The following is a 6,196-nucleotide window of genomic DNA, read 5'->3' as shown; positions in this document are numbered from 1 at the left end:
AAACCGCCCATGCTCATCATCGGTGCCATGATGCGAAAGCTCGTTCATGTCGCCTTCGGCGTGCTCAAATCGGGAAAGGCTTTCGATCCCGCTATACATGGCGCTTGACCCGGATAACAGTATCTACGAAACCGATCCATCACGACACGCTCCACAGCTCATGCGGTGCCCATCACTTTGCTGCGGTGCCCCCAACCCCAACGAAACGGTTCCCGATCATGTTCCTGGTATGTGGCGAAGCCCTGTTCGATGTCTTCATCGGTAGCGAGACCGACAATGCCCTGCATCTCGACGCGCGCCCCGGCGGCTCACCCTTCAATGTCGCCATCGGGCTGGCGCGGCTCGGCCAGCCGGTGGCCTTCCTCTGCGGACTCGCGAAGGACATGCTCGGCGACCGCCTCGCGCGGGTACTGGCGCGCGAAGGAGTGGACACCCGCCCCTGCCCGCGTTTCGACGCGCCGACCACACTCGGCATGATCGAGCTCGACGCGGCGGGCGTGCCGCGCTATGCGTTCTACGGCAACGGCGCGGCCGACCGCCTGCTCTCGGCGGCCCAGCTTCCCGAGTTCGGTCCCGAACTGCAGGCCATCCATCTCGGCTCGTACGCCACAGTGGTCGAACCGGTCGCCAGCGCACTCGAAACGCTGGTGCGCCGCGAGCGCGACCGACGCCTGATCGCCTACGACCCCAACGTGCGCCTCAACGTCGAACCCTCGATCGACCGCTGGCGCGAGCGCGCCGACACCCTGGCGGGCCTCGCGCATCTGGTGAAGATCAGCGACGAGGACGTGCGTCTGCTCTACGGCGAGACGGACGAGGCGGCGCTCGCGCGGCGCTGGCTCGCAGCCGGCGCGAGGCTCGTCGTCGTCACGCGCGGCGCGGACGGCGCGAGCGCCTGGAACTCGAACGGGCGCACCGATGTGCCCGCCCCGCGCGTGACGACCGTCGACACGGTGGGCGCCGGCGACACTTTCCAGTCGTCGATGCTGGCCTACCTCGCCGAAGCCGGCCGCCTGAGCCCGGACGCGCTCTCGGCAATGGACGCTGACGAGCTCGCCCGCATCCTCGCCTTCGCCGCCCGCGCCGCCGCGATCACCTGCTCGCGCCGCGGCGCGGACATGCCGCGGCGGGGGGAACTCGGCGCATAGGCCATCGCGCACACCCGCCACGGCGACGGATCAACGCTCCTGCTCGATCAGGTCCCGCACGACGAACTTCCCGCCCGAGATCACGAGCCCGGGGTATTCGAGCACTTTGAGCCGGTGCAGCGGGTTGCCCCGGACCGCGATCATGTCGGCCGGGGCGCCCGGCGCCAGCTGGCCCAGTGGCGCGAGCCCGGCCTGTTCGCCGGCCAGGGCCGTGGCGGCGGAGAGGACCTTCTCGGCCGACAGTTGTCCGTGGCCGACGTGCATCATCAGTTCGAGCTCGCGGGAATCGATTCCCCACGGCAGCTCCGTATGCGCCATGTCCGTGCCATAGAGCAGCGTTCCACCCTTCTCGACGAAGCGCTGCGCGTTGGCGAAGGCGCCGCCGCAGTGCGACAGGGTGTCCAGCGTGCCGACGATCCGCACGCGCGCCTCGACGGCCCGGGCGATCAACGCTTCCGGTAGCGCATCGCACGGCATGTGCGCCCATTCATCCACGCCGGCATCGAGCGCGAGTCGGGCACCTGCCACCCCGCTGAGATGCGCCGAGACGATGCGGCCGCGGCCATGCGCCTGTGCGACGACGGTTTTCACGACCTCTGCACTCGGCAAGGGCCAGGGCGGCAGCGTGCCTGCTTCATGCATGCTCCACGGTGCTCCGGCCGAGCCGCCCGGTTCCAGGGCGATCTTTATCACCGACGCCCCCGCTTCGACGATGTGATCGACGACCCGCCGCGCCTGCGCCGCATCCGCGACCTCCACGGCAAGTGCCGCGGCACCGTGACCATGCCCAGCCCCGCTCTTGCCCTGACCGAACACGGGGATCGGGTAACCGCCGGGCGCGGTAATGATCGGCCCCGCGCTCAGGTGCCGGAGGCTGCCATCTCCGCCGCTGACGGGCTTCGGCGGACCGCCCAGATCCCGGACGGAGGTGATTCCATGCCGCAGCACCGTCGAAAAGGACACGTCCTGGGCGGCGAGGTGTCCGTGAAGGTCGATGAAACCGGGAAGGAGCGTCGCACCGGGCAAGGGCACCCGTCCTTCGGCGGGCAGCGCATCGACCGGGCCGACGGCAACAATCCGGCCGCCGCTCACGGCGACGCCGTGGCCCTCGCGCATGTTCCGCCCATCGAAGAGGCGATCGGGAATCAGGACGTAGGAATCGGCGACCCGGTCGGCCGCTCTGCCCGCCTCCCGGGCGAGTCGCGGATCGGGAGCCTTACTGACGCAGGCCGCGAGCGCCACCGAGGCGGCCACCAGCGTCGGCCACAGCATGCACCTGAAGTACGACGAACGGAACACGATCCGACTCCCATGCCGAAACATTGAAGCCGGAATGAGGAAGATGCGCAGCATCTGAGCCTCCTTTGCGTTCCCGATGGGGAAACGCGCGAGCCCGCCTCCGACAACGGGAAACTGCGACCGGGCCGATCTACACCTTGGGTGATTTTCCCCAAAAATCCCCCGGTGTGTTCAACATAGGCGATCTCCAAGCGCAATCAAGCGAAACTGCGCATGCGAGTCGGCTATGCACCGGACCCACCGCAGGGGCGAACGCCGCCACGCCACCGGCTACCGCCAGATGAAGCGCCACGGCATGATCCCGCCCAATCAGGCGTGAGTGTGCCGGGGCGCATCGGTCCCGGCGCGCGCCCAGGCTTCGCGAGGCTGTGGAACCTCAGCCTGCGGCGCGTACCGCCGCGATCAGCCCTTCCGTCGACGCATCGTGCTCGCTGCGCGCCCCGCCGGCTAGTTCGCCCGCGATGCGCGTCGCGATCTGTTTGCCCAGCTCCACGCCCCACTGGTCGAAGGCGTTGACGCCCCAGATCACGCTCTGCACGAACACCTTGTGTTCGTAGAGGGCGATCAGCGCGCCGAGCGCCCGCGGCGAGAGATCGGGCAGAAGCAGCGTGTTGCTCGGGCGGTTGCCGGGGAAGACGCGGTGCGGCACCTGTGCTTCCAGCGCGTCGCCCGACAGGCCGCCGGCGGAAAGTTCGGTGCTCACCTCGTCGGCCGTCTTGCCGACCATCAGGGCCTTGCTCTGCGCGATGCAGTTCGCCAGCAGCAGGCGATGGTGTTCGGCCAGAGCGTGGCTCGCCTTCAGTGGCGCGATGAAGTCGACCGGGATCAGGTCCGTGCCCTGGTGCAGGAGCTGGAAGAAGGCGTGCTGGCCGTTGGTGCCGGGCTCGCCCCAGATCACCGGGCAGGTCGCGGTCTCGACAGGCTTGCCGTCGCGCGTGACCGACTTGCCGTTGCTTTCCATCTCGAGCTGCTGCAGGTAGGCCGGCACCCGGCCAAGTGCCTGAGCATAGGGCGCGATCGAGATGCTCGCCGCGCCGAAGAAGGCGCGGTACCACACGCCCAGCAGGCCCAGCACGACCGGCATGTTGGCTTCGAGCGGCGCCTCGGCGAAGTGGTGATCCATCGCGTGCGCGCCTTCCAGCAACTGCTCGAAGTTGTCGCGGCCGACGTAGAGCGCGATCGGCAGGCCCACGGCCGACCACATCGAGTAGCGACCGCCGACCCAGTCCCAGAAGCCGAACATGTTGGCGGTGTCGATGCCGAAGGCGGCGACGCGCTCGGCGTTGGTGGACACGGCGACGAAGTGCTTCGCGACGTCAGCCTCGCTGCCGCCGTTGGCGAGGAACCACGCACGCGCGCTGGCGGCGTTGGTCATCGTCTCGATGGTCGTGAAGGTTTTCGAGGCGATGATGAAGAGGGTGCGCGCGGGCTTGACCTTCGCGAGCACGCCGGCGAGGTGATCGCCGTCGATGTTGGACACGAAGTGCATCGTCAGGCGTTCGTGGCCGCAGGCGGCCAGCGCCTGACAGGCCATCGCGGGGCCTAGGTCGGAGCCGCCGATGCCGATGTTGACGATGTCGGTGATCGTTTCGCGCGTGAAACCGCGCCAGCGGCCTTCGCGCACGCGCTCGGCGAAGTCGCCCATACGTGCGAGGACCTCACGCACTGCAGGCATCACGTCGCGGCCGTCGACTTCGACCGGCGCGTCGCCGCGGTTGCGCAGCGCGACGTGCAGCACGGCGCGGTCTTCGGTGGTGTTGATGCGCTTGCCGGAGAACATCGCGGCGCGCGCCGCTTCGAGGCCGCGGTCGCGCGCGAGCGCGGTGAGCAGTTCCAGCGTCCGCGGCACGATGCGGTTCTTCGAGTAGTCGAGGAAGAGGTCCGCAGCACGCAGCGAGAAGCGCTCGAAGCGGCCTGCGTCGGCGGCGAAGAGATCGCGCAGATGCCGCTCGCCGAGTTCGTCGCGATGCGCGGCAAGCGCGCGCCAGGAGGGGGAGTTCGTCAGGGAATTCATGGTCACGCTTCGAATCCGCGGATGCGCTTGTCGCGCAGGGTCTGCTTGGTGCGCTCGAGGCGCTTGATGAGTTCGGGGCCGCTCGCGAGCGCGACGCTCACCGACAGCACGTCGATGATCGCCAGATGCGCAATGCGCGAGGTCATCGGGGCATAGACGTCGGGATCTTCCGGCACGTCGGCGGCGAGCAGCACGCTCGCGGTGCGGGCGAGCGGCGAGCCGCTGGCGGTGATCGCGATCACTTCGGCGCCGGCCTCGCGTGCCAGTTCGCAGGCGCGGATGATCTCGGGCGTCCGTCCGCTCGCGGAGATCGCGACGACGACGTCGCCCTCCTCCAGCAAGGTCGCGGCCATGCCCTGGGTGTGCGGATCGCTGTAGGCGACCGACGGGATGCCGAAACGGAAGAATTTGTGTTGCGCATCGGAGGCGACGATACCGGAATTGCCGATGCCGTAGAACTCCATGCGCCCGGCGCGCGTGACGAGCTCCACCGCGCGTTCGAGGCGCCCGGCGTCGAGCTGGTTGCGCACGCTCATCAACGCGCCGATGGTGCGATTGAAGACCTTGGGCGCGACTTCGTCGAGCGAGTCGTCGGGGCCGACGTCGCGATGCACGTAGGGCACGCCGCTCGCGAGGCTCTGCGCGAGGCGCAGCTTGAATTCCTTGAAGCCGGTGAAGCCGAGCGCATTGACGAAGCGCGCCACGGTCGGCTGGCTGACGCCCACACGGTAGGCGACCTCGGCGATCGAGATGTTGAGCACCTCGTTCGGATGGTCGAGCACGAATGTAGCGACGGCTCGTTCGGACTTGCGCAGCTCGTCGAAGGACGCCTCGATGCGGGCGAGCAGCGGACTCGCCTGGCGGGCGCCCGTCTCGGCAGGGGCTTCGCCGGGCGATTGGATGATCGGTTGGTTTTCCATTTCAGTAGCCTGGTTCCAGTGTTGCGCGGCTTCGTGTGCCGCTGCCTCGGATCGGAAGACTAGCCCATCCGCATGTCACGTGGAGGAGCAGAAGAATACATGCATCGGGGTACGCCGTTGTCGCAGAAGTGTGGCGATCGGAAAACTTTCGTTTCCGGCGGCCGCAGCCTCGATCACTTTGCGCTTCACCGCGCCGGCGATCGGCAGCAGGATCCGGCGTGCATCGAGCAGCGCGGAGAGTCCCAGCGTCATGCGCGCGTGCGGCGCGGCGGGCGGAACGGTCGCCGCGAGCGCGGGACCGCCCTCCGACAGCAGCTCGCCCAGCCGCGGGATGCCGGGGAAGATCGACGCGAAATGCCCGTCGTCCCCCATGCCCAGCACGACGACATCGAAGGGGCGTCGAATCTCGTCGAGCCGGGCCGCGCATGCGGCCAGCCCGTCGCCGGGCGAGTTCTCGCCGCCATACAGCGGCACGAAGCGCGCCTCGGCGGCCGGCCCCTGCAGCAGGTTCGCGATCACGAGGCCGGCGTTGCTGTCGGGATGGTCGGCCGGCACCCAGCGCTCGTCGGCGAGCGTGACGGTGACGCGCGACCAGTCGAGCTTGCGCTGCCCCAACGCACGCAGGAAGGGAATCGGGCTGCGGCCACCGGAGACGACGAGGCTCGCGCGCCCCCGCTGGCCGATGGCGTGGCGCAGCATCGCGGCGACGCGGTCGGCGAGCGCCGCGGACATCGTCGCCGTGTCGGGAAAAAGGTCCTGCGCGACGTGGCGCGGGAGATCGAGGGCGTAGTCCAGTTCCATTGCGACTTCCATGC

At 68.8% G+C, this 6,196-nt stretch carries 5 protein-coding genes and 1 pseudogene; 2 read left to right on the top strand and 4 right to left on the bottom strand.

Annotated elements, in window-relative coordinates:
* Positions 1–108 (top strand): annotated as a pseudogene (locus GO615_RS28975) (IS110 family transposase); the annotation flags it as partial.
* Between the two features lie 110 nt (positions 109–218).
* Positions 219–1,148 (top strand): carbohydrate kinase family protein, encoded by a 930-nt coding sequence (locus tag GO615_RS20585; protein ID WP_169131521.1) that lies wholly within the window; start codon positions 219–221, stop codon positions 1,146–1,148.
* A gap of 30 nt (positions 1,149–1,178) precedes the next feature.
* Here GO615_RS20585 and GO615_RS20580 read toward each other — a convergent pair whose 3' ends face one another.
* The 4 genes from GO615_RS20580 to pgl form a co-directional block, all read right to left on the bottom strand.
* Positions 1,179–2,501, bottom strand: a complete 1,323-nt coding sequence (locus tag GO615_RS20580; protein ID WP_169131519.1) for an amidohydrolase family protein — start codon at positions 2,499–2,501, stop codon at positions 1,179–1,181.
* A gap of 322 nt (positions 2,502–2,823) precedes the next feature.
* Positions 2,824–4,461, bottom strand: a complete 1,638-nt coding sequence (gene pgi / locus GO615_RS20575) for a glucose-6-phosphate isomerase (RefSeq protein ID WP_169131533.1) — start codon at positions 4,459–4,461, stop codon at positions 2,824–2,826.
* Between the two features lie 2 nt (positions 4,462–4,463).
* The gene (hexR, locus tag GO615_RS20570; protein ID WP_211167259.1) at positions 4,464–5,381 is read right to left on the bottom strand and encodes a transcriptional regulator HexR; all 918 of its coding nucleotides are present in this window, start codon (positions 5,379–5,381) and stop codon (positions 4,464–4,466) included.
* 75 nt (positions 5,382–5,456) lie between these two features.
* Complete coding sequence (gene pgl, locus GO615_RS20565; protein ID WP_246262390.1) at positions 5,457–6,194, bottom strand: 6-phosphogluconolactonase; 738 nt, start codon at positions 6,192–6,194, stop codon at positions 5,457–5,459.
* Between the last annotated feature and the right edge of the window lie 2 nt (positions 6,195–6,196).

This window comes from Aromatoleum evansii, from assembly GCF_012910805.1.
Taxonomy (GTDB): domain Bacteria; phylum Pseudomonadota; class Gammaproteobacteria; order Burkholderiales; family Rhodocyclaceae; genus Aromatoleum; species Aromatoleum evansii.
The sequence above is the reverse complement of the archived record's forward strand: the minus strand, read 5'-3'. Positions and strand labels throughout refer to the sequence as shown.

Excerpts from the sequence above, each read along its gene's own strand:
- pgi (WP_169131533.1), bottom strand. The coding sequence starts at position 4,461 with ATGAATTCCCTGACGAACTCCCCCTCCTGGCGCGCGCTTGCCGCGCAT.
- GO615_RS20580 (WP_169131519.1), bottom strand. The coding sequence starts at position 2,501 with ATGCTGCGCATCTTCCTCATTCCGGCTTCAATGTTTCGGCATGGGAGT.
- hexR (WP_211167259.1), bottom strand. The coding sequence starts at position 5,381 with ATGGAAAACCAACCGATCATCCAATCGCCCGGCGAAGCCCCTGCCGAG.
- pgl (WP_246262390.1), bottom strand. The coding sequence starts at position 6,194 with ATGGAAGTCGCAATGGAACTGGACTACGCCCTCGATCTCCCGCGCCAC.
- GO615_RS20585 (WP_169131521.1), top strand. The coding sequence starts at position 219 with ATGTTCCTGGTATGTGGCGAAGCCCTGTTCGATGTCTTCATCGGTAGC.